This window comes from Glaciibacter sp. 2TAF33, from assembly GCF_052114945.1.
Classification (GTDB): domain Bacteria; phylum Actinomycetota; class Actinomycetes; order Actinomycetales; family Microbacteriaceae; genus Cryobacterium.
Genome location: NZ_JBFRFS010000011.1, coordinates 1 through 20,560, shown reverse-complemented (window position 1 = coordinate 20,560; position 20,560 = coordinate 1). Strand labels below are relative to the sequence as shown.

At 67.3% G+C, this 20,560-nt stretch carries 26 protein-coding genes; 11 read left to right on the top strand and 15 right to left on the bottom strand.

The window, feature by feature from the left end:
* Positions 1–131 precede the first annotated feature (131 nt).
* The 4 genes from AB4Y94_RS12720 to AB4Y94_RS12705 all read left to right on the top strand — a co-directional run bounded on the left by AB4Y94_RS12720 (position 132) and on the right by AB4Y94_RS12705 (position 3,730).
* Entirely contained in the window at positions 132–1,070 is a 939-nt protein-coding gene (locus AB4Y94_RS12720) for an ACP S-malonyltransferase (protein ID WP_441728201.1), read from the top strand.
* A gap of 13 nt (positions 1,071–1,083) precedes the next feature.
* On the top strand, positions 1,084–2,088 hold the full coding sequence (locus tag AB4Y94_RS12715; protein ID WP_441728200.1) for a beta-ketoacyl-ACP synthase III: 1,005 nt from the start codon (positions 1,084–1,086) through the stop codon (positions 2,086–2,088).
* 62 nt (positions 2,089–2,150) lie between these two features.
* The gene (locus AB4Y94_RS12710; protein WP_441728199.1) at positions 2,151–2,399 is read left to right on the top strand and encodes an acyl carrier protein; all 249 of its coding nucleotides are present in this window, start codon (positions 2,151–2,153) and stop codon (positions 2,397–2,399) included.
* Between the two features lie 95 nt (positions 2,400–2,494).
* Positions 2,495–3,730, top strand: coding sequence for a beta-ketoacyl-[acyl-carrier-protein] synthase family protein (locus AB4Y94_RS12705; RefSeq protein ID WP_441728198.1), 1,236 nt, complete (start codon positions 2,495–2,497; stop codon positions 3,728–3,730).
* Between the two features lie 289 nt (positions 3,731–4,019).
* On the opposite strand, the gene AB4Y94_RS12700 is transcribed toward AB4Y94_RS12705, so the two are convergent.
* A complete protein-coding gene (locus tag AB4Y94_RS12700; RefSeq protein WP_441728197.1) occupies positions 4,020–4,556 on the bottom strand; it encodes a DUF3145 domain-containing protein in 537 nt (178 codons plus the stop codon).
* 220 nt (positions 4,557–4,776) lie between these two features.
* Here AB4Y94_RS12700 and AB4Y94_RS12695 point away from each other — a divergent pair, with 220 nt between their 5' ends.
* On the top strand, positions 4,777–5,352 hold the full coding sequence (locus AB4Y94_RS12695) for a PadR family transcriptional regulator (protein ID WP_441728196.1): 576 nt from the start codon (positions 4,777–4,779) through the stop codon (positions 5,350–5,352).
* Between the two features lie 221 nt (positions 5,353–5,573).
* Here AB4Y94_RS12695 and AB4Y94_RS12690 read toward each other — a convergent pair whose 3' ends face one another.
* From AB4Y94_RS12690 to AB4Y94_RS12680, 3 genes are read right to left on the bottom strand one after another with little or no spacing between them, the layout of a single operon-like run.
* Positions 5,574–7,430, bottom strand: coding sequence for a bifunctional 3'-5' exonuclease/DNA polymerase (locus AB4Y94_RS12690; protein WP_441728195.1), 1,857 nt, complete (start codon positions 7,428–7,430; stop codon positions 5,574–5,576).
* A 46-nt stretch (positions 7,431–7,476) separates the two neighbouring features.
* Complete coding sequence (locus AB4Y94_RS12685; protein ID WP_441728194.1) at positions 7,477–8,121, bottom strand: phosphoribosyltransferase; 645 nt, start codon at positions 8,119–8,121, stop codon at positions 7,477–7,479.
* Between the two features lie 9 nt (positions 8,122–8,130).
* On the bottom strand, positions 8,131–10,095 hold the full coding sequence (locus AB4Y94_RS12680; RefSeq protein WP_441728193.1) for a PKD domain-containing protein: 1,965 nt from the start codon (positions 10,093–10,095) through the stop codon (positions 8,131–8,133).
* Between the two features lie 188 nt (positions 10,096–10,283).
* On the opposite strand from AB4Y94_RS12680, the gene AB4Y94_RS12675 reads away from it, so the two are divergent.
* Both AB4Y94_RS12675 and AB4Y94_RS12670 read left to right on the top strand, forming a co-directional pair.
* Positions 10,284–10,427 carry a hypothetical protein gene (locus AB4Y94_RS12675; RefSeq protein ID WP_441728192.1) on the top strand — a complete coding sequence of 48 codons (144 nt, stop codon included), beginning with the start codon at positions 10,284–10,286 and terminating at the stop codon, positions 10,425–10,427.
* A gap of 8 nt (positions 10,428–10,435) precedes the next feature.
* Entirely contained in the window at positions 10,436–10,801 is a 366-nt protein-coding gene (locus AB4Y94_RS12670) for an A1S_2505 family phage non-structural protein (RefSeq protein WP_441728191.1), read from the top strand.
* A 7-nt stretch (positions 10,802–10,808) separates the two neighbouring features.
* Here the strand turns inward: AB4Y94_RS12670 and AB4Y94_RS12665 are convergent, their stop codons facing one another.
* The 4 genes from AB4Y94_RS12665 to AB4Y94_RS12650 all read right to left on the bottom strand — a co-directional run bounded on the left by AB4Y94_RS12665 (position 10,809) and on the right by AB4Y94_RS12650 (position 12,750).
* Positions 10,809–11,342, bottom strand: coding sequence for a COG4315 family predicted lipoprotein (locus AB4Y94_RS12665; protein WP_441728190.1), 534 nt, complete (start codon positions 11,340–11,342; stop codon positions 10,809–10,811).
* Between the two features lie 104 nt (positions 11,343–11,446).
* Positions 11,447–11,896, bottom strand: coding sequence for a YbhB/YbcL family Raf kinase inhibitor-like protein (locus AB4Y94_RS12660; protein ID WP_441728189.1), 450 nt, complete (start codon positions 11,894–11,896; stop codon positions 11,447–11,449).
* 72 nt (positions 11,897–11,968) lie between these two features.
* Positions 11,969–12,490, bottom strand: a complete 522-nt coding sequence (gene msrA / locus AB4Y94_RS12655; RefSeq protein WP_441728344.1) for a peptide-methionine (S)-S-oxide reductase MsrA — start codon at positions 12,488–12,490, stop codon at positions 11,969–11,971.
* Between the two features lie 80 nt (positions 12,491–12,570).
* A complete protein-coding gene (locus AB4Y94_RS12650) occupies positions 12,571–12,750 on the bottom strand; it encodes a hypothetical protein (RefSeq protein ID WP_441728188.1) in 180 nt (59 codons plus the stop codon).
* A 199-nt stretch (positions 12,751–12,949) separates the two neighbouring features.
* On the opposite strand from AB4Y94_RS12650, the gene AB4Y94_RS12645 reads away from it, so the two are divergent.
* Entirely contained in the window at positions 12,950–13,267 is a 318-nt protein-coding gene (locus AB4Y94_RS12645) for a DUF7882 family protein (RefSeq protein WP_441728187.1), read from the top strand.
* Positions 13,268–13,305: 38 nt separating this feature from the next.
* Here AB4Y94_RS12645 and AB4Y94_RS12640 read toward each other — a convergent pair whose 3' ends face one another.
* The 3 genes from AB4Y94_RS12640 to AB4Y94_RS12630 are packed head-to-tail and all read right to left on the bottom strand — an operon-like array spanning position 13,306 to position 14,295.
* Positions 13,306–13,587, bottom strand: a complete 282-nt coding sequence (locus AB4Y94_RS12640) for a hypothetical protein (protein WP_441728186.1) — start codon at positions 13,585–13,587, stop codon at positions 13,306–13,308.
* Positions 13,584–14,108 carry an RNA polymerase sigma factor gene (locus AB4Y94_RS12635; RefSeq protein WP_441728185.1) on the bottom strand — a complete coding sequence of 175 codons (525 nt, stop codon included), beginning with the start codon at positions 14,106–14,108 and terminating at the stop codon, positions 13,584–13,586. The genes AB4Y94_RS12640 and AB4Y94_RS12635 overlap by 4 nt, the downstream gene beginning before the upstream one ends.
* A gap of 28 nt (positions 14,109–14,136) precedes the next feature.
* Positions 14,137–14,295: a hypothetical protein gene (locus tag AB4Y94_RS12630; protein WP_441728184.1), complete on the bottom strand. Its 159-nt coding sequence runs from the start codon at positions 14,293–14,295 to the stop codon at positions 14,137–14,139.
* A gap of 137 nt (positions 14,296–14,432) precedes the next feature.
* Here AB4Y94_RS12630 and AB4Y94_RS12625 point away from each other — a divergent pair, with 137 nt between their 5' ends.
* Positions 14,433–15,152 carry a hypothetical protein gene (locus tag AB4Y94_RS12625; RefSeq protein ID WP_441728183.1) on the top strand — a complete coding sequence of 240 codons (720 nt, stop codon included), beginning with the start codon at positions 14,433–14,435 and terminating at the stop codon, positions 15,150–15,152.
* A 57-nt stretch (positions 15,153–15,209) separates the two neighbouring features.
* Here AB4Y94_RS12625 and AB4Y94_RS12620 read toward each other — a convergent pair whose 3' ends face one another.
* A complete protein-coding gene (locus AB4Y94_RS12620; protein ID WP_441728182.1) occupies positions 15,210–16,286 on the bottom strand; it encodes a sodium:calcium antiporter in 1,077 nt (358 codons plus the stop codon).
* 89 nt (positions 16,287–16,375) lie between these two features.
* A complete protein-coding gene (locus tag AB4Y94_RS12615) occupies positions 16,376–17,311 on the bottom strand; it encodes a multidrug DMT transporter permease (RefSeq protein WP_441728181.1) in 936 nt (311 codons plus the stop codon).
* Positions 17,312–17,474: 163 nt separating this feature from the next.
* On the opposite strand from AB4Y94_RS12615, the gene AB4Y94_RS12610 reads away from it, so the two are divergent.
* Entirely contained in the window at positions 17,475–18,656 is a 1,182-nt protein-coding gene (locus AB4Y94_RS12610) for an amidohydrolase (RefSeq protein ID WP_441728180.1), read from the top strand.
* Positions 18,657–18,872: 216 nt separating this feature from the next.
* On the opposite strand, the gene AB4Y94_RS12605 is transcribed toward AB4Y94_RS12610, so the two are convergent.
* On the bottom strand, positions 18,873–19,103 hold the full coding sequence (locus AB4Y94_RS12605; protein WP_441728179.1) for a hypothetical protein: 231 nt from the start codon (positions 19,101–19,103) through the stop codon (positions 18,873–18,875).
* Positions 19,104–19,212: 109 nt separating this feature from the next.
* Here AB4Y94_RS12605 and AB4Y94_RS12600 point away from each other — a divergent pair, with 109 nt between their 5' ends.
* The gene (locus AB4Y94_RS12600) at positions 19,213–19,623 is read left to right on the top strand and encodes a VOC family protein (RefSeq protein WP_441728178.1); all 411 of its coding nucleotides are present in this window, start codon (positions 19,213–19,215) and stop codon (positions 19,621–19,623) included.
* Here the strand turns inward: AB4Y94_RS12600 and AB4Y94_RS12595 are convergent.
* Positions 19,620–20,560: GlxA family transcriptional regulator (locus AB4Y94_RS12595; protein ID WP_441728177.1), on the bottom strand; the 941-nt coding region annotated here is incomplete at its 5' end. The genes AB4Y94_RS12600 and AB4Y94_RS12595 overlap by 4 nt on opposite strands.

Below are 20,560 nucleotides of genomic sequence, written 5' to 3'. Positions count from 1 at the left end.
GTGATCGCCGGCTGCGATCCGAACCGCCCCAGATCCCCTGACGCCGGCCTGTGGAAACCACACAAGGCATCCGCTGATTCTTGGTACGTCCTCCACACTCGCCCGCGCGCTGACCTTGGGAAACTAGAACAATGATCGTCGTCGTCTGCCCCGGTCAGGGCTCGCAAACCCCCGGGTTCCTCTCCCCCTGGCTGGAGAACCCTGAGTACGCGCGTGAGCTGCAGGCACTCTCCGACGCCTCCGGCATCGACCTGGTCGCGCACGGCACCGTCAGCGACGCAGACACCATCCGTGACACCGCCGTCGCCCAGCCGCTGATCGTCGCCGCCGGCATCCTGACGCTGAAGGCCCTCCTCGCCGACGGGCGGCGGGAGAAGATCGCCGGCATCGCTGGGCATTCGGTCGGAGAAATCACCGCCGCGGCCGGCGCCGGAATCCTGAGCAGCACCGACGCCATCCGCTTCGTGACGGAGCGTGGCAGCGCCATGGCCGCAGCGGCCGGCCTGGAAGCCACCGGGATGAGCGCCGTCATCGGCGCAGACGAGTCGGAGCTCCTGGCGCAACTCGACCAGCTCGGCCTCTCCCCCGCCAACTTCAACGGCGGTGGCCAGATCGTGGTTGCCGGGGCCCTGGATGGCCTCGCCGCCCTCGCCGCGAACCCGCCGGCCAAAGCCCGCGTCATCCCGTTGCAGGTCGCCGGTGCATTCCACACCCGGTATATGACGCCCGCCGTCGAGCGCCTGACGCAGGCCGCTGCCTCGCTCACGCCAGCAGACCCCGACCTGCCGATCTGGAGCAACCGCGACGGCGGCACCGTCACGGCCGGTGCACGCTTCCTCGACCTCTTGGTCGGCCAGGTCTCCTCGCCTGTTCGCTGGGACCTGTGCATGGCAGCCTTCGCCGACGCCGGAGTCACCGGGATCATCGAGGTCGCCCCCGCTGGCGCACTCGTCGGCCTGGCCAAGCGCGCGCTCCGCGGCGTGCCGAGCGTCGCGATCAAGACCCCTGATGACCTTCACGCCGCGATCGAACTCATCGAGTCCGATTTCGCCGCCGCCCCGTCGGCGTAATCGAAAGAGACGAATGACCAAGCCAACCCTGCAGCAGTCGCACGGCCCGCAGTACACCCGCATCCTGTCGGTCGGCGCCGCCCGCGGTGACCTCAGCGTGCCCAACTCCGATCTGGTCGGGCCGATCAACTCGTCGGACGAGTGGATCCAGCAGCGAACCGGCATCATCACCCGCACCCGTGCCAGCCAGGAGATCCAGGCCGTCGACCTGGCAACGGATGCCGCCCGTGAAGCGATCGAGCGCAGCGGCATCGCCCCCGAGCTCATCGACGCCGTGATCATCGCCACCATCAGCAACACCCAGCAGACGCCGTCGATGGCAGCCGTGGTCGCCGACCGGGTCGGCGCCAACCCGGCCGCGGCCTACGACATGAACGCCGCGTGTGCCGGCTACACCTACGCGATCGCGCAGGCCGACGCCCTGATCCGCACGGGCGTCGCCCATTTCGCACTGGTCATCGGTGCCGAGAAGCTCTCCGACGTCGTGGATCCCGCCGACCGCTCCATCTCCTTCCTCCTCGGCGACGGAGCGGGCGCCGTGGTGATCGGCCCGAGCGAATTCCCCGGGATCTCCAGCACGGTCTGGGGCTCCGACGGGTCCAGGGCCGACGCCGTGGCAATGGACCACACCCTGCAGGAGTACCGTCGCGGCGACGCACCGTGGCCCACCCTCCGCCAGCAGGGGCAGACCGTCTTCCGCTGGGCCGTCTGGGAAATGGCCAAGGTCGCCAAGCAGGCCCTCGACGCCGCCGGAATCACAAGCGACCAGCTCGCCGCCTTCATCCCGCACCAGGCCAACATGCGCATCATCGACGAATTCGCGAAACAGCTCAAGCTGCCGGCATCCGTTGCCATCGCGCGGGATATCGCGACCACCGGCAACACCTCGGCCGCCTCGATCCCGCTCGCCACCCACCGGTTGCTCGAAGAGAACCCGGAACTCAGCGGCGGACTCGCGCTCCAGATCGGCTTCGGAGCCGGACTGGTATTCGGCGCGCAGGTCGTCGTACTCCCCTAGTTCACCCGCCGTCCCCCTAAACTGAGTCTCGGTCAAACGAGACACCCCCCAAGGAGAAAACAATGGCATTGTCCACCGAAGAAGTTCTTGCCGGCCTGGCCGAGCTCATCAACGACGAGACCGGCATCGCAACCGACACGGTTGAGCTGGACAAGTCGTTCACCGACGACCTGGACATCGACTCCATCTCGATGATGACCATCGTCGTCAACGCAGAAGAGAAGTTCGACGTGAAGATCCCCGACGAAGAGGTCAAGAACCTCAAGACCGTCGGCGACGCCGTCGCGTTCATCGTCAAGGCCCAGGACTAGTCGCGAACTAGCCCCACGGACGGGCAGGCCGCCGACACTCGTCGACCGGCCTGCCCGTCCCTGCATGAACCTCGCTTCCACGGAGAGTTGACGTTATGACCAAGAAGATCGTTATCACCGGGATCGGTGCCACCTCCCCCCTCGGCGGCACGGCCGCCGACACCTGGTCTGCGCTGCTCGCGGGCGAGTCAGGGGCCACAACCCTCGAGCAGCCCTGGGTCCAAGAGACCCACCTGCCCGTCACGTTCGCCGCCCAGGCACGAGTCTCGCCGACCACGGTGCTGGAGCGCCACGAGACCAAGCGCCTCGACCCCTCCAGCCAGTTCGCGTTGATCGCGGGACGCGAGGCCTGGGCGGATGCCGGTTCTCCCGGCGTCGACCCCGGTCGCCTCGCCGTCGACTGGGCCACCGGCATCGGCGGCGTCTGGACGCTGCTCGACGCCTGGGACACCCTGCGCGAGCGCGGTCCCCGACGCGTGCTGCCGATGACCGTGCCGATGTTGATGCCGAACGGGCCCGCTGCGGCCATCGGGATGGACCTCCACGCCCGCGCGGGCATCCGCACCGTTGTCTCCGCGTGCGCCTCGAGCACCGAATCGATCGCCAATGCGTACGACCGGCTCCAACAGGGACTCGCCGACGTCGTCATCGCCGGCGGCTCGGAAGCGGCCATCCACCCACTGCCGATCGCGTCCTTCGCCGCGATGCAGGCGCTCTCCAAGCGCAACGACGACCCGGCAACGGCGTCGCGCCCGTACGACATCACCCGCGATGGCTTCGTGCTCGGGGAAGGCGCGGCCGCGCTCGTGATCGAGACCGAAGAGCACGCCAAGGCACGTGGCGCCCACATCTACGCCGAGCTGCTCGGCGGATCGGTGACCAGCGACGCGTACCACATCACCGCCCCCGACCCCGAGGGTTCTGCCGCTGCCCGGGCGATGCTGGAAGCGATCCGGAACGCGGGCGGCTCCATCTCCGACGTCTCCCACATCAACGCGCACGCCACCAGCACGCCGGTGGGCGACATCGCCGAGTACAACGCATTGCGCCGCGTGTTCGGCGACCTGCTCGACGGCATCCCGGTGTCGGCCACCAAGGCGTCCACCGGACACCTGCTCGGCGGGGCCGGGGCGATCGAGGCGTTCTTCACGGTCAAGGCGCTGTCAGAGCGGATCGCCCCGCCGACGATCAACCTGACCGAACAGGACCCGGAGATTCCGCTGGACGTCGTCACATCGCCCCGTGCGCTGCCGACCGGTGACCTGTTGGCAATCAGCAACTCGTTCGGCTTCGGCGGCCACAACGCCGTGGTGGCGTTCCGGAGCGTCTGACCCTCCCGCATTCACCGCCGCGCCCCCTCCCCGCGTCACGCGCGTGCGGGCAAAGTGCCGCCTCGCCTCAGCGCCAGGCGGCCATTTGGCCGCACGCGCGACCGGGGAGCGCGGCCGGGAGCGCGACCGGGAGCGGAGGGCGCGGGTGCACGAAGACCCCGACCGGCGTGAACCGGTCGGGGTCTGCCCTGTTGATGCGTTCCACACTGTTTCGCGTACGCGTCGTTCGGGAATGTCACCGACCAGCGCATCTGGCGCCACGTTGTGGACCGCACGTTTTGGGTGGCGATCAGCCCACTTTGTGGAGCCAGACGACGGAGTTGAGGTCACTGGCGTGCCGGAACGGTTCGAGCTCATCGTCCCAGGCCTGGCCCAGCGCGAGCCTCAACTCGCGGTGCAGTTCAACCGCGTTCGCCCCGGCCACCTCGATCGCGTAGCGGATGCGATCCTCCGGGACCACGATATTGCCAGCCGTGTCGGTCTGGGCGTAGAAGATGCCCAGGTCGGGAGTGTGCAGCCACCGGCCGCCATCCGTTCCCAGCCCGGCGTCTTCGGTCACCTCAAAGCGCAGGTGTTCCCAGCCGCGGAGGGCTGACGCGATCGCCGCCCCGGTCCCGCGGTCACCTTCCCAGTAGAACTCGGCGCGCTGCGACCCTTTGAGCACGGGTTGCTCGGTCCAGTCGAAGTTCACAGCCTGGCCCAAGGCGCGACCTGCCGCCCACTCGACGTGGGGACACAGCGCCCGTGGCGAAGAGTGCACGTAAAGCACTCCCCGTGCAGTAGGCGCCTGACGGGTCGATGCGCTGGGCACCGTTGTTGCCGCCATCGTTGTTCTCCGTTTCTCTGAGGTGCGTCTTCCCCAACGACCTCTGAACGAACTGAACGGCGATGAACCGAACCGCGACGAGCAGCGAGACTATGAAATTGTGGGACCTCCCGGTCGTTAGCGCCATTATGCCCCACCGGGATGGGAAATCACAACCGTGTCATTCGGCGGGTCGGACCGCAGCGCCGCATATTGTGTATATGCGGTATAGATTTACCGCTTGAGTGTTGGAGGTACGGTGTCGGTTCGCAGCAGCCTGCTGGCCATTCTCACCATGGGACCCGCCTACGGATTCCAGCTGCACGGTGAACTCCAGTCCCGCACGGCCAGCCGGCGGAACGTGAACGTCGGCCAGATCTACGGCACCCTGGACCGGCTGGTGCGCCAGGGCGCGGTCGAGTCGGCCGGGACCACCGAGGACGCCCTCCCCCTGTACCGCCTCACCGGCGACGGACGCGACGAGGCCCAAGCCTGGTTGCATTCCACCGAGAGCGCACCGGGCGAGGAATGGAGCGACCTGGTCAACCGGGTGCTGATCGCGTCGTCGCTTCCTGCCGTGGACGCCCTGGCCGTTGTCGCGGCCTACCGTGAGCGCTGGCGGGCCGCCGTGGGCGACGAGCCCCGCTCCGGGCAGGAGCGTCTTGCGGCACTGGCCGATCATTCGCTCGCTTCAGCCGCCCTGGCCTGGCTCGTCGAGGCGGAGGCCGCTCTCGCCGCCGACCCCGACTCCTTTGCGCGTGACTTCAGCGCCGAGCGGCCCCGCCGCGGGCGCCGTCCGGCCGCCGCCGCCGCTTAGCCGTTCGCGGCTGTCCACACCACGGCTGCGCCACGCCGGGGCCGCGCCCCGAGCACGCCGGGGCCGCGGCACGACGGCGCCGCACCACCCCTTCGCGCCTGCGGATTCGACCTCGCGCTGCGGATTCGACCTCGCGCTGCGGGCCTGCCCTCCGCGCGTGCAGGTTTCCGCAGCGTGAGCGGAGAACCGCAGCGTGAGCGGATGCCGCCGGGGCGACGCGCCTACGTGGCGTCGGCGTAGCTGTCGACGACAGCCACGGTGAGCAGGAAGTCCACCGGGAAGTCGCCGAACAGCAGGCGACCGGCGGCGGCGGCGGAGTCGGTGATGATGCGGGCAACCTGGTCCGCCTGCGCGGCGGGGGCGTGGACGATCACTTCATCGTGGAGGAAGAAGACGAGGTGGGCAGCGGCGGCGAACGGGCTGCACCGGTCTGGATCGTTGGAGCCGGCCGAGCCAGCCGAGCCGGCCGAGCCGGCTGCACCGGCGGCGCCCGGCGCATCCGCTGCAGGTAAGGCCCAGAGCGCTTTGCGGATCTCCGCCATCCAGCACAGTGCCCACTCGGCGGCGCTGCCCTGCACAACGAAGTTGCGGGTGAACCGGCCCCAGTCGCGGGCCTGGCTGCGGGCGCGCCGTTCGTCGGCGGCCGTGGCTGAGGGGTCGTAGGCCTGCGCCTGGGTCGCCTGCCATGCCGCACCGGGGCGCGGCGACGACCGGCCGAGCCGGGTGGTGACGCTCTCGCCGCGCTCGCCGGCGCGCGCGGCGGTCTCGGTGAGCCCGAGTGCGCGCGGGTAAGCCCTGGCCAACCGCGGCAACAGCCTGCCGCTCTCCCCCGTCGTGGCCCCGTACATCGCGCCGAGCATGGCGACCTTGGCGTGGTCGCGCGTCTCGACGACCCCGCTGGCCACGATCCCGGCATACAGGTCGCTGCCGCGCCCTGCGGCCGCCATGGCCGTGTCCGCGGACAACGCCGCGAGGATCCGGGGCTCCAGCTGGGACGCGTCGGCCACCACAAGCTTCCACCCGTCATCGGCCACGACGGCGCCGCGCACCTGCTTGGGCAGCTGCAACGCTCCCCCGCCGCGCGTCGCCCAGCGACCGGTGACGACGCCGCCCGGCACGTAGTCGGGGTGGAACCGGCCGTCGACGATCCAGGTGTCCATCCAGTACCACCCGTTGGCGCTGAGCAGCCGGTACAGCTTCTTGTACTCAAGCAGCGGCGCGATCACCGGATGCTCGAGCTTCTTCAGTTCCCCGGCGCGGGTCGACGCCGCGCCCAGCCCGGCGCGCTGCAGCGACCTGAGCAGGTCCTGCAGCGAGTCCGGGTTCAGGTTCGGGTCGGCAAGGGCAGCGCGGATCTGCCCAGCCAGCTCCTCGAGCCGTCGCGGCCGGGTGCCGTACGCCACCCTCGGCCCGAGCTCCCGGGTCAGCAGCCGGTCGTGGATCTCGGTGCGCCAGGGCAGTCCGGCGTACTGCATCTCGGCCGCGATGAGCGCCCCGGCAGACTCCGCCGCGAGCAACAGCCGCAGTCGCCCGGGTTCAGCGGATGCCGCCACCGCGTCCTGCTGGCGACGGAATTCGGCGCCGATGCCGGCGTCGCTGTCCACGGACGTCGCCGATTCGCTCGGATCGTCGTCCCCGACGGAGTCCCCGACGGGGCTGCCGCCCGGTTCGGCGCCGAGCTCGAACCCCAGGTCGAACAGCGTCGCACCCGCGTCGGCTGCGCTCGCATCGATCGCCGCCGCGGCATCCCAGTGGTTCGGCGCCGCCTGGGCGAGCTCGCTTGAGGTGGTGAGCGACGAGTTCCGCAGAATATTGTGGCACAGGCGCAGGTCGTGGCAGCGTTTCACCCGGATGCCGGAGGCAAGCAACGCTGGATACCAGCGGGAGGTGTCATCCCAGACCCATCGAGGCGCCCCCTGTTCGGCCTCGGCCACAAACGCGTGGAACTGCGGATGCGAGAGGGTGCGCGCAGGTCCTGGCTCCGGGGCCGCTGTCACCCGTCGGCCGGCGTTGGCGGCGTCCTGGAGCGGGGTCACCAGAACCGCCCCGCCGCCCGTTCGGCTCACCAGGATATGCACGCGTCCATTCTCTCGTGCGCCGCTGACAGGGCCTGCCGCGCCGATGCTAGTCCGCAGCCCAGGCCCTCTCCAGCAGGCGCACGGTCTCTGCGTCGGTGAGTTGGTGGAAGTCGCGGTAGAACTGGCCGATGGCCCAGAAGTCGAGCGGCGTTTCGAGGACCACGACGTCGTCGGCCACCGTGCGCATCTCGCTGAGCGTCTCGGCGGGAGCGACGGGCACCGCAAGCACGGTGTGCCCGGCCCGCATCCGCTCCAGGCTGGCGAGGGCGGCCTTCGCCGTTGCGCCGGTGGCGACACCGTCGTCGATCACGACGACCGTACGGCCGGCCGGGTCCAGCGGACGCCGGTCGCCGAGATAGCGGCTTCGGCGGCGCTCGATCTCCGTGAGTTCCGCCTGGCGCGCCCGCTCGAGGCCCTCGGCGTCGCTCCCGGACGCGGCAAAGACGTCGTCGTTCAGGATCAGCTGCGGGTCGTCGCCGTCGACGACGGCTCCCATCGCCACCTCCGGGTATCCCGGCGCACCGATCTTCCGCACGATCAACAGATCGAGTGGCGCACGCAGCTCCCGCGCCACTTCAACGGCGACCGGCACGCCGCCGCGGGGCAGGGCGTAGATGATCGGCGATTCCAGGCCCATATCCCCGAGCCGGGCAGCCAGCCGGCGGCCGGCATCCGTTCGATCTGTGAACACGGGCCGCCCTCAACGAGCGACGGCTGCGAGATCGTCGATGCTGGCCACCACCGGCAGGTTTGTCGACGTGCTCGACACGTAGACGCTCGCCCCGATGCTCCCGGCCGCCTGCATGCCCGCCGTGGAGTCGGAGACGGTGCGCTGCCAGCCGGAGGGTTCTGCGGTGCCAGCCGTCCACACCTTCGCCTGCACCAGGGTCGGGTTGACGCCGACCGTTTGCAGTCGCAGGCGCAGCTGGTTGCCGGCTGCCACGCTGACACCCGGCACGACGATCGCCGGGGAGATGACCACCTCTGACCCGACGGTCTGGGTCAGTGCCAGGGTCGCGGTTCCGCTCGAACGCAGCACGACCTTCGCCTGGTAACCTCCGACGCCGACGATCCTCCGACTGGACACGGTCACATAGGTCCCGCTGCCGGTGGGCATCTTGTCGACGGCGAAGGCCAGCGTGAGATCGGTGGCCGTTGACGACACACCGGTGAGGTAGGCGTTGTTGGTGACGCCGGCCGTCGCGAAGCGGATGCGCGCGGCCCCGTTGACCGAGTATTGCGACGCCGATCCAGTGGTCGTCCACGCACCTCCGACCTCTGCGGCGCCCAACCCGTTGGTGACGGTGCGCGTGAACGTGTCGGTCGCCAGCGTCGTCGGGGTGGTGGGATCAGTGGCGACGGCGGAATGCGTCGCGGTGCCGGTTGCGCCGGCGTTGTCAGTCACCGTGAGCACAACCGGGTAGGTGCCGGCCCCGGCGTAGGGGTGGGTCGCGGTCATGCCCGTCCCGCTGGCCCCGTCACCGAAGGTCCAGGCATAGCCCGTGATGGAGCCGTCGGCATCCGCTGACGCCGAGGCGTCGAAGGTGCATGACAGTCCTGTGCAGGTCGGCGTGAACTCGGCGGACGGCGGCTGGTTGGACGCAGCTCCGGTCGTGATGGTGAACGCGTCGGTGAAGCTTCCGCCGGCGACCGGAGTGAACCGGGCGTTCAACGCGGTCGGCGTGGCTCGCACGTCCAGGTTGCCGTTCGCCGGGTTCAGGTTCGAGCCGGAGTACGAGGCGAAGTACGGCGCCTCCGGATCTGAAGTGTTGACGTCCCTGAGCACCTGGCCCCCGGTCCCCGCGATCGCGAACACCGTCCCCGCGCCTTTGCCCAGGTCGCTGTCGCCGTCGCGTACACAGCCCGCGTTGTAGCTGCCGGGAACCAGCGCGGCACACGATCCCCCGAGCGCCAGCTGCTTGGACCGTGCGTAGAGGTGCTCGTGGCCGCTGACGACGAGGTCGACGCGCTTGTTCACCAGCAGGTTCGCGAGGTCTGCGCCCGAATCACAACTGTAGATGCCCACTGACAGGCACGGCTTGTGCATGCCGACGACGACCCAGGGAACCCCGGCCGCCCGAGCATCGTCGATGGCTGCTGACGTCCACTGGTACCGCGGCGTTCCCGCCGCGTACGACCACACCCCGTCCGGGAAGGTGAGGCCGGGCGAGATCATGATGAACCGAACCAGAGGCTGCTGCTGGGGCACGTCGACGTAATACTGGCGGCCATAGGTTCCAGCAACACCGGGCAGCTGGTTGGGCATGCAGGCGGAAAAGTCGTTGATCGCGCCGTTGGTCCCGTTGCTCTCGTGATTCCCCGACACCAGTTCGAAGGGGAAGCCGACTCCCACCTTCTGCGTGACGAAGTCGCACCAGGCCTGTTCGCCACCGGGCGCGCCGTAGGAGAAGTCTCCGACGGCGAGGTGGAGGTCTGAGCCGGAACCGGCGATCTGGCTCAGGACCGCGGTGGTGCTGCTGGTCGCGGCGAAGTCGCCGGATGCGGTGAAGTGCACCGAATCCGGCGTTGCCGCGAGCTTGACAACGGATGCCGCGGGGCCGGTCAGCCCCGTCCGGCCTGGCACGGCCTGGCCTGATGCCACAAATCCCGACAGCACGAGCAGGGCACCGGCCATGCCCGCTGCGAACGATTTTCCTGGGCGCATGAGTTGCTCCTTTGCAGGAGCAGAGTAGTCCCGACAGAATCCGCTTCACAACTAGACATGAGGACTATTCAATACCTGCGCGCCGGCGGGGCACTCGCGCGTCTCCCCTTGCCGCTCACCCGAATCGGGCTAGCGTCGAAATGAAGCCGTGATCGAACCAGTACACGCCAGAGGCGAGGGAGTACACGATGAGTGAGCATGCAGACGGGAAGCCGGACCGGGCCGCACAGGCGCCTGAGGATCCGAACACTGGCCAGGCATCGTCCGGTCAGGAGCATCACAACCCCGAGACCGAGGAAGACACCGCCTCGGGCGGGGCACCGGACGAGTAGTCGTTGACGTGCCCACGATCAGCGATTTGAGGCCCGGCGAGATTTTCGTGTTCGGTTCGAATGCGAGTGGTGTGCATGGCGCCGGTGCGGCCCGCACCGCGTACGAGAAATTCGGCGCGGTGTGGGGCGAAGGGCATGGCCTGCACGGCCAGACCTATGCGATCGACACCATGAGCGGCATTGAGGTGATGCGGGACGAGGTGCGGAATTTCCTCGAGTTCGCCCGCGAGCACCGGGACCTCACGTTCCTGGTGACCAAGGTGGGCTGCGGGATCGCCGGCTACACCCCGGCGGAGGTGGCGCCCCTGTTCGCCGGCCGCCCGGCCAACGCGGTTCTTCCCGACGAATTCCGCGCCCTGCTCGACGGCCGGTAGCTGCGGCCTAACCGGTGATCTTGTTCCCGTCAGCGCCGACTACCCACCAGACGCTTCCGACACCCTGGCCGGTGACGTCGCCTTTGGCCGCATCACCCTTGTAGTAGTAGAGCGGCCAGCCGTTCAGGGTCACCTGCTTGGTTCCGTCGGTGCGGGTGATGGTTCCCACACTGCCGGTGATCCCGTCAACCTTGGTCTGCTCCGTTCCGGCGACGACGGCCGGCCACGCGACGAGGCAGTCACCCTCGCACACACTCTTGCCGTTGCCGGCCGTGTCCTTGTCGAACACGTACACCGTCATCCCGGCGCCGTCGACGATAATCGTGCCCAGTGCGCTGTCTTCGGTCTGCAGCTCGGTCTCGCCCGACGCGGATGGCGAACCGGATGCCGACGGGCTCGGCTCCGAGGTGCTCGGCGCCGGGGTGCTGGACGATCCGCCGCCATATCCCGGCAAGCCGGACCCGCCGCTCTGCGAGCAGCCGGCCAAGGCCAGCACGCCGAGCGCGGCGGTGGCCAGCGCGATGGTGATTTTCCTGTTCATGAGGTCTCTCCTTCTCCGGTGTGGGTCGGACTAAACGCCCCTCATGAACACGAGATGGCTGCCGGAATCGTTCAGTGCAGGGCAATGCACGACGACACCGGCCCTCACCGCGCCTTGGTGAACGTGCCGCGGAGGACCGCCGTGTCCAGGACGTGCCCCGCCGCCCCCCGGAGGAAGTGTTCGAGTGAGGTGCCGGCCGGCAGGTCGAGGGCGTCGGAGGCGTCGAGATCGAGCGCGTACAGAGCGAACTCGTACTCGTGGGTTCCGGCCGGCGGGAAAGGCCCGGCGTAAGGCTCCAACTCCCGCGCTGGCGCCGGCAATCCGCTCGCCGACGCGCCCTCCGCAAGCTCAGAGCTGTTGCCGTCGATCCCTGCCAACAGCCAGTGCAGGTAACCCCGCGCCACCGGATGGTTGTCTGTGACGCTGACGGCAAATGACCGGGTGCCGGCCGGGGCATCCGTCCACGACAGTTGGGGCGACACGTTCTGGGACTTCTTCCCGTACTTCTGCGGAATCTCCTGGTTGTCGCCGAACGATGCCGAATGAAACTCCATGGGGTCAGCCTAGAACCACGAAGGGTGGGCCGGAAGGGTTCCCGCCCACCCTACGTCGTTGAAACGGCTGGCTCAGCTTGCGACTTCCTGGTGCCGGCTCGGCAGCTTCCAGCCCGGCCGCACGTAGTGGCAGGTGTAGCCGTTGGGGTACTTCTCCAGGTAGTCCTGGTGTTCCTCCTCAGCCTCCCAGAACGGGCCGGCGGGGGTGACCTCTGTGACGACCTTCCCCGGCCACAGCCCCGACGCGTCAACGTCGGCGATCGTGTCCTCGGCCACCCGCTTCTGTTCGTCGCTCAGATAGAAGATTGCCGACCGGTAGCTGGCTCCGACGTCATTGCCCTGACGGTCCCTGGTGGACGGGTCGTGGATTTGGAAGAAGAACTCGAGCAGGTCGCGGTAGGAGATCTGCTCGGGGTCGAACGTGATCTCGACGGCTTCGGCGTGGTTGCCGTGGTGCCGGTAGGTCGCATTGGGCGTTTCGCCACCGGAGTAGCCCACCCTGGTCTCGATCACACCGGGACGCCGGCGAAGCAGCTGCTGCGCACCCCAGAAACAACCGCCCGCAAGAATTGCCTTTTCAATTGACACTGTGATCCTCCAAAGTTTCGTGCTTCGCGATGTAGAACCGGGCACGGGTGCAAACTGTTCCGTCGAACCTGAACGGATGCTGTGAGTCACCAACCCTGGGAATCGCCCTCGCCGCCACCAGCGGCCCCGTCGGCCTCCTCGGGTCGCGCTTGACCCGCGTCTTCTTCTTCGCCGGCCCCGGCCGTGCCTTCGTCCAACGTTCCGGTTCCGTCGGGATACCCGGCTTCGTCAGGGTACTCGAACGAGCCGTTTCGCTTGTCGTTCATCGGCTTCCCTCTCTCTGTGAACACAGTCTCCGCCCCCGTGGCGCTGATGGTCAATCCATCTCCCGTCATGCACCGGCAGGGCCGAGCCGGAGGCAATGTCGTCGGCGCAATTGTTGGTCGACGTTTGGCGCTCTGTAGCGGCGACCCGCGGCCCCACGGGATGGTGCGCCCGCGGCATGGCTTTTACAGGAGGAATGAGATGGGGAAACTTCATTACGGAAACCAGTCATTCGACATGGATGACCGCCTGCTCGCCCATCTCCAGCTGATCATCGGAATCAAGCTGCGGCGCGGTGAGAACTTCTTCATGGCCTGGAAAGCACCGGCTTCGGCGGGTGAGGGCCGGCGCGCGGTCTGGATCGACAACGGGGTGCCGATCCACATGGAGTATTCGGGAGGCCGTCTCCCGAAGATGAACATGGCGTGGGCGGAGAAACTCGCCGACGCAGCCAACAAGGGCGGCGGCCTCATGATCATGGCCGACGACGTGCCCCTGCTTCCAGAAGAGCTGGACTGAACCGACCGGGCGGAAGGGCGGCCGGCGGCAATCGCGTCCTAGGTGCGATGGATGTGGGCGCTCAGCCGCTCCCTCGCATCGGTGGGGTCCATGCCGCGGTCGACCGCTGCCAACTCGGTCAGCGATGCCATCTCGTCGCGGCAGGCCGCGCACCCGGCCAGGTGAGCTCGGAAACCCGCGGGCAGGGGCACGTTGTGGTCGAGGAGGTCATCCACGACCGAATCCGACCGGGCGAAGCACTCGTCGCAGGAGAGCCACGGCTCGAACGGGCCGAACGCCTGGGCGAGGACCGCGCCGGTCCACGCGTCGCGGGAGTTCATCGGTCCACCTCCTTGTCAGTCTGGATGTAGCCCTGTACGATCAGGGCCTCTCGCAATCGCCTGCGGGCGTCATGCAGCGCCTTGTACACGGTATTGGGAGTGGTGTGCAGCCGGTCGGCGACCACATCGATCGGGACGCCCTCGACAGCGACCGCGATGAGTACACGCTGCTGGTGAGCAGTCAGGCACTCGGCGATGCAGCGTCGCAGGGCCTCCGACAGGGCCGCAGCCTCAACGTGGGAGGGAGGGTCCCCCAGCCGTGAGACCGGTTCCGGAATCGACGACAGGTCGACGGTGGTTTGTAACCACACCTCGCGGCGCACGGCCGTCGCGGTAATCAGGATCGCGAATTTGAACGCCCAGGTTGTGAACCTGCTTCGTCCCTCGAAGCTCGAGAGTCGGGCGAGGACCGCGACCACAGCCTCGTCAGCGCTGGACTGCACGATCTCGTCGGCGCGCGCCTGCCCCAGGCGCGACGCCTCGCCCATCCGGCTGAACTGGAACCGGGCAGCGCGCACCATGAGCAGGTGAAGCTGCCGGATCGCATCGTCACGTGCCGCCCCCCCTGGCCGTCAGCCCGCCGAGCCAGTCGTAGTCCTCTGATGGGCTCGAGACCGTGAGCGGCTCCTCGAATGGGGAGGCGACCTCGATGTCGCGGTCGTCGATTGGATCCTCCTCTTCGAGCAGGGCCCCTGCACCGTTCGCCATGAAGAGTTTGTGTCAGCGCCGAGGCGATTCTTACCCGGAACCTCGAATCTCGTCGGGTCCGGTAAGACTCGCTGCCGCCGAGTCACTCATTCCTCGAGACAGGAAATCCAGACTTCACCCAAGAAAGGTACACGATCATGAACCGAATGAACGCCCATCCGCAGGCGGCCACAACGGCTGTGGCGCTCTCCGTCATCGGCCTGTTGGGCGCTGCCGGCCTCGTCGGATGCAGCACGACCGTCGGTGAGGCAGTGGCCACGGGAACGGGGTCTGCCGAAGTCAGCACCATGGACATGTCACAGCACGGCGCGAAGGTCACCTTGAAGCAGATCGCGCTGTACACCACAATGGCCAACCTGTGGGCGCAACACATGGAGTGGACGTATGCAACGGTCATCGCATTCGCCCAGGAATCACCGGCGCTGACCCCCACCCTCGATCGCATCCTGCAGAACCAGGTCGACATCGGCAACGCGTTCAAGCCGTTCTACGGCACCCAGGCCGCGCAACAGCTCACCGCCCTCCTGAAGGAGCACATCAACGACTCAGTCCCGGTGCTGACAGCCGCCAAGGCAGGCGACAGCGCTGCCCTGGACACCGCGGTCTCTGCCTGGTACGCGAACGCCAGCACGATAGGTGATTTCCTGGCGTCGGCGAACCCGCACTGGAAGAAGGCCGACATGGAGAGCATGATGCGTACGCACATCACCCAGACCATCGCGTACGCAAGCGATGCGCTGGCCGGCGACTACAGCACGGCCATCGCCGATTACGGCATCGCCGAGCAGCACATGCAGGAGATGAGCGACATGCTCAGCGCCGGCCTGATCCAGCAATTCCCGAAGCAATTCCGGTGACGCACCGGCGCCGCCCGGCGACATGACGGATGATCACTGTCAGCGTCAAACCCCCAGTTAGTTCAGCGTGATTGCGACGAGGCCTCCCACCCCGAGCAGGTACAGCACCGCGACGACCAGGGAGTCGACCCCGATCCCAGCGATGGACTTTGGAGGCCGGAACACCAGCCCCGCCGCATACACGATGGTGAGCAACGCCGCGAGGGCGGTCAGGAGGATGTCGCTCGCGTTCGCCTGCGGCAGCACAGCCTTGCCGCTGATAACCGTGGCGAGGAGGAACAGTACGGGCAGGAACGCGTTCCCGCCGAAAATGTCGCTGATCGCCAGGTTGTCGTCACCCTGCTTGACGGCTTGGAGGCCCGTAGATATCTCCGGCAGACTCGTTGCCAGGGCGAGGAGTGTCGCACCGAACAGTACGCCCGAGAGCCCGATCTGTTTCGCAGCGGCATCGCCGGCCTGCTCGAGGACGACACCGGCCGCAAGGGTCGCCAGCGCAGATACCGCGAAAATGATCGACGCCTTCGCGGTGCTCATCTTCTTTCCATCGTCGTGCTTGCGGGTCCGGTGCCCGGAGGCGCCCGCAGTCATTGTGTCCGGTGCTTTACCGTCCTCATGCCAGGGCAGCCCTCTTCCCGCCCGGTGGACCAGGAAGAGCCCCACGACCCAGATCACAGCGATCAGGACCACATCCGGGGTGAGGCGGGCAAATAACAGTCCCGACGGAAGCTGGCTGCCAGCCAGGACGACAGCGAGGACGGCGACCACCACCACCGCCTCGAGCACCAAGGTCAGTGACGCCGCCCGGTAGGTAATGGGTTTGACACCCCTCCCACGTTTCCCGAACCTGTCGAGGATAACGATGACGACGGTCTGAAGTGCGATACCGCCGAGGATGTTCCCCACCGCGATCTCGATCGAACCCGATGCAGCCGCGCTGATCGTGATCGCGATCTCCGGCAGGTTCGTCGCCACAGCCAAGACGATGAGGCCCCCGAGCGCGCTCCCCAGGTGCAGCCGGTCGTCCAGAGTATCCGTCGTCTTCGACAGTTGGATGCCCGCGAACCAGATCACCGCAGCACCGACGCCGAAGAAGACGATGAGTAGCCACAAGGGCAACGAGTCCATGCCGATCATGAAACCATGACTACGCGGGATGAAGAATGGTCAGCGGCACCAAAGGCAGCAGGCGACGGCAGTCGTCACCAAGGCACCCGCCGGCGTCTCTATTTCCGCCGGTCTGCCAGCTGTGGCTGCTTTCGACGGGAGAGTTGGAACACCCCGAATACAGCGAGCGCGCCCGCGAGAACGAACACGACGCCGGCCCACCAGGGGGCGGCAGTGGCTTCGCCGAGCACGACTATTCCGATGGTGACTCCGACCATAGGGTCGATGACGGTCAAGCCCGCGACGACGAGGTCCGGCGGGCCGCTTGAGTACGCGGTCTGCACGAGGTACGAGCCGGAGAGCGCCGCGACGATGATCGCGACGACTGCCACGATCGTGAGCCCGTCCCCCGGCACGAGTTTGAACCCGTGAAGAATGATGGTTTGCACGCGGTCGATGACGACCTTCGCGAGGGACGCGACGAACCCGAAGATCACACCGCCGGCGATGATGTAAAAGACCGTCGGCGACCGCTTACGAAGGGAGAAGAAACCGACCGCAAGCAGTGCCAGCACACATCCCAGGATGATCAAAACGATGACCAATTGCTGTGTTCCGATCGGCACTGAGGTTGTCGTGACGGCGGCCACCCCGACGAACACGCCAATCCCGCCGACGCACATCAGGATCGCGCGGATCGCCGTCTTCTCGAGCCGCGTGCCGGTCGACCGGGCGTTGAGGAAGGCGGTGATGACGAGGGCCAGCGCGCCCAGCGGCTGCACCACAGTCAATGGAGCAAGAAACAAACTGATGAGCTGCAGAACAATTGCAACACCCAGCATCAGGGTGCCGACCAACCAGGATGGACGGCGGACCAGGGCCAGCAACTGCCCGAAACCGAGTCCGGTTTTCGCGCTATTGCGGCTGGCGGCGTCGACTTTGTTCACGCCGCGATGCTGGAACTCTGCGCCGAACGCCAGGAACACAGAGCCCAGGAGCGCAACGGGGATGCCAAGCGCCTGAAGCGGCGACAACGTGACGAAACCGCTCACCATGTCGCCAACCTACTCGCGAGCGAATACCAATGCCATTCGGGCTTTCAGAGCGACGAGCGCTGCTGCCGTCCAGGCGGCCGACCAGATCTTGGCTCGCTCCGGGTGATGGATCTGTCTTCCGATGATCTATCGCGTTGGGGTGTGAACGCGGGAGGATGGGACCATGACCGTCGACGACCTGTATCGCGACCTGCACACCAATCCGGAGCTCTCCTTCGAGGAGACCCGCACGGCCGGGATCGCCGCCGTCGGACTCCGCACGGCGGGCTTTGACGTCATCGAGGGCATTGGGGTCACCGGGGTTGCGGGGGTGCTGCGCAACGGCGACGGGCCGACGGTGCTGCTGCGAGCTGACATGGACGCGCTGCCCGTGACGGAGGACACCGGCCTCGAGTATGCGAGCAGCGCACCCGGTGTCATGCACGCGTGCGGGCACGACGTACACGTCGCGTGCCTGGTCGGCGCGGCGCGGGAGTTGGCCGCCACTCGAGCAGACTGGAGCGGCACGGTCGTCGCCGTGTTCCAGCCGGCCGAGGAGGTCGGCCGGGGAGCGCAGGCAATGCTTGACGACGGGTTGTTCGAGAAGGTGCCGGTGCCGGATGTGGTGCTCGGCCAGCACGTCGGGCCCGCCCCTGCCGGACTGATCGGCGCCCACTCCGGCGCGGCCTTCGCGTCGGCCGACAGCATCGACATCACGGTGCATGGACGCGGTGGCCACGGATCGCGCCCCGAGACCACGATCGATCCGATCGTAATCGCGGCGGCCATCGTGGGGCGGTTGCAGACGATCGTCGCCCGCGAGATCGCACCTCAGGAGACCTCCGTTGTCACCGTCGGGCGACTCGCTGCCGGCACGAAAAACAACATCATCCCGGAGAATGCGGAGATCGGACTCAGCATGCGCGCCTACAGCGACGAGGTGCGGTTGCGCATGCTCGCGGCGATCGAGCGGATCACCCGCGCCGAGTCCGCGGCGTCGGGAGCGCCAGAGCCGATGATCGAATTCGCCGAGTCCTTCCCAGTGACCGTCAACGATCGGGTCGCCACCGAGCGCACGATGGGCGCATTCCGCTCGGCGTTCGGCGCGGAGGCGGTTATCGACCCGGGACCCGTCTCCGGCAGCGAAGACGTCGGCCTTCTCGCGACGGCCGTTGACGCTCCCCTGGTCTACTGGATACTCGGCGGCGCCCACCCGGAAACGTACCTCAGGGCCGCGAACGCGGGGACCGTCGACCGCGACATTCCGTCAAACCATTCGCCACGTTTCGCGCCGGAGATCCAGCCGACGCTCGATCGCGGGGTCGCGGCGCTGGTCACCGCGTCGCGCGAGTGGCTGCGACGGTAGGGCTGGCCCCACCCGCGCGGCGACGCCACGGGTTATTCCCCGCGGCGCCGGTATGACAATGCGGGCGCAGACCGACTACGGCAGGCAATGCGCGACCAGCACGGCGAGTAGCCACTATCCACCAGTTGACGGCGGCGGCGAATGCGTGTCCCGTTGAGGCGTGCGTACGCGGAAAGCAGGCTCGCCGTCGCGATGCAGTACGTCGTGTCTCATTACTCAGCCGGTAGCACGGCGAGCAGCGAGGTAGAGCGGGAAAACCACGGCGAAGAGCAGCACGCATAACGCGGCCCAGACCTGTGGCTGCTCAATCATGACTCCGGCGACCGTCACCGAGACCGGTCGGTGTTCCCTTTCACGTGAACGCGCATCCTGCAACACCCACACGACCACCGCAACGAGAACCAGCCCGACCAAGAGCGGCAACAGCAGGGGAAGCGATGGGCTCACACTCCGATTTTACCCATTCCGCCTGGCGGTGACGCTGGGACACTGTGAGCATGACGGACGGCTGCATATGATGATCGGGAATATCGCGAGAACGGAACCGGAGAACACGATGATAACCAGACTGAATGTCGCTTCCATCTACGTCCTGGACAAGGATGAAGCTCTCGACTTCTACGTCAACAAGCTCGGTCTTGAAAAGGGCAATGATGTGCGGCAGGGCGAGTATCGCTGGCTCACCGTCCGGGTCCCTGGCGGAGCCACCGAGATCTCACTGGAACAGCCCGGTCCGCCGCTGCACGATGAAGCGACTGCAGAGCGAATCCGCGAGCTGATCACCAAGGGTGCCCTGAACGGCCTGGTCTTCATCACCGACGATGCGCGCGCGTTGTACGACACGCTCCGCGAGCGCGGCGTCACCGATTTCACGCAGGAACCCACGGAGCACTTCTACGGTACTGACATGGGCATCCGAGACCCGTTCGGCAACCCCATCCGCTTCGTGCAGCAGGGAACCGTTTAGCCAGGGCCGAAATGGTAGCGGTGGTCGGTCGGAGTGGTGTTGAGGCGACGTCGGAAGGCCCGGTCCATTGTTTCGGGGGTGCCGAACCCACTGCCGCGAGAGATCTGCTCCATCGAACTCGACGTCGTCTCCAGCAGGCGGCAGGCATTCTCCATCCGCACCGCCTCCACATATTCGGCGGGGGTTGTACCCACTTCGGTCTTGAACAGACGGCTGAATTGACGCTCGGACAGGTGGGTGTGCGCCGCCATGACAGGAATGGAAAGGTCGTCTGTCAGGTGCTCCGGCAGCCACTCGAGAAGATCACGGATCGGTTCGTGGTTGGCCGACTGCGCGGCCAGGAGCGCGGAGAACTGGTTCTGGCCCCCTGAGCGGCGCAGGTACACCACGAGGCGCCGCGCGACTGTCGCTGCCGCGGTCCTGCCGTGATCGTCGGCGACGAGCGCCAGGGCGAGGTCGATTCCGGCTGTGACGCCGGCGGATGTCCAGACGTTTCCGTCGTTGACGTAGATGGCGTCGGGCTCGACCGTCACATTCGGGTAGCTCTGCTCCAAGAGGGCGCACTCGGCCCAGTGGGTGGTCGCCCGCCTGCCGTCCAGGAGTCCCGCGGCCGCCAGCAGGAAGGCCCCAGAGCAGACCGACGTGACACGTCGTGACTGGCCCGCCAGCCGACGGATATTGTCGACGAGCTTCGTGTCCATGGCTGCCAATTCCATGTCCCGGCCGCCGGAGACCACGAGCGTGTCGACGTGACCGACAACCTCATCGATCGGCGTGGAGGCGAACTCGAGTCCGCTGGTCGAGAGCACTGGACCGCCGTCGGTGCTGACGACCTCGGTCGCGTATCGCGGTATCGGCAGGAAGCGCGAGGCGCTCGAGAAGACCTCGAGCGGCCCGGTGATGTCGAGGATCTGAGCGGACGGAAATCCGACGATGA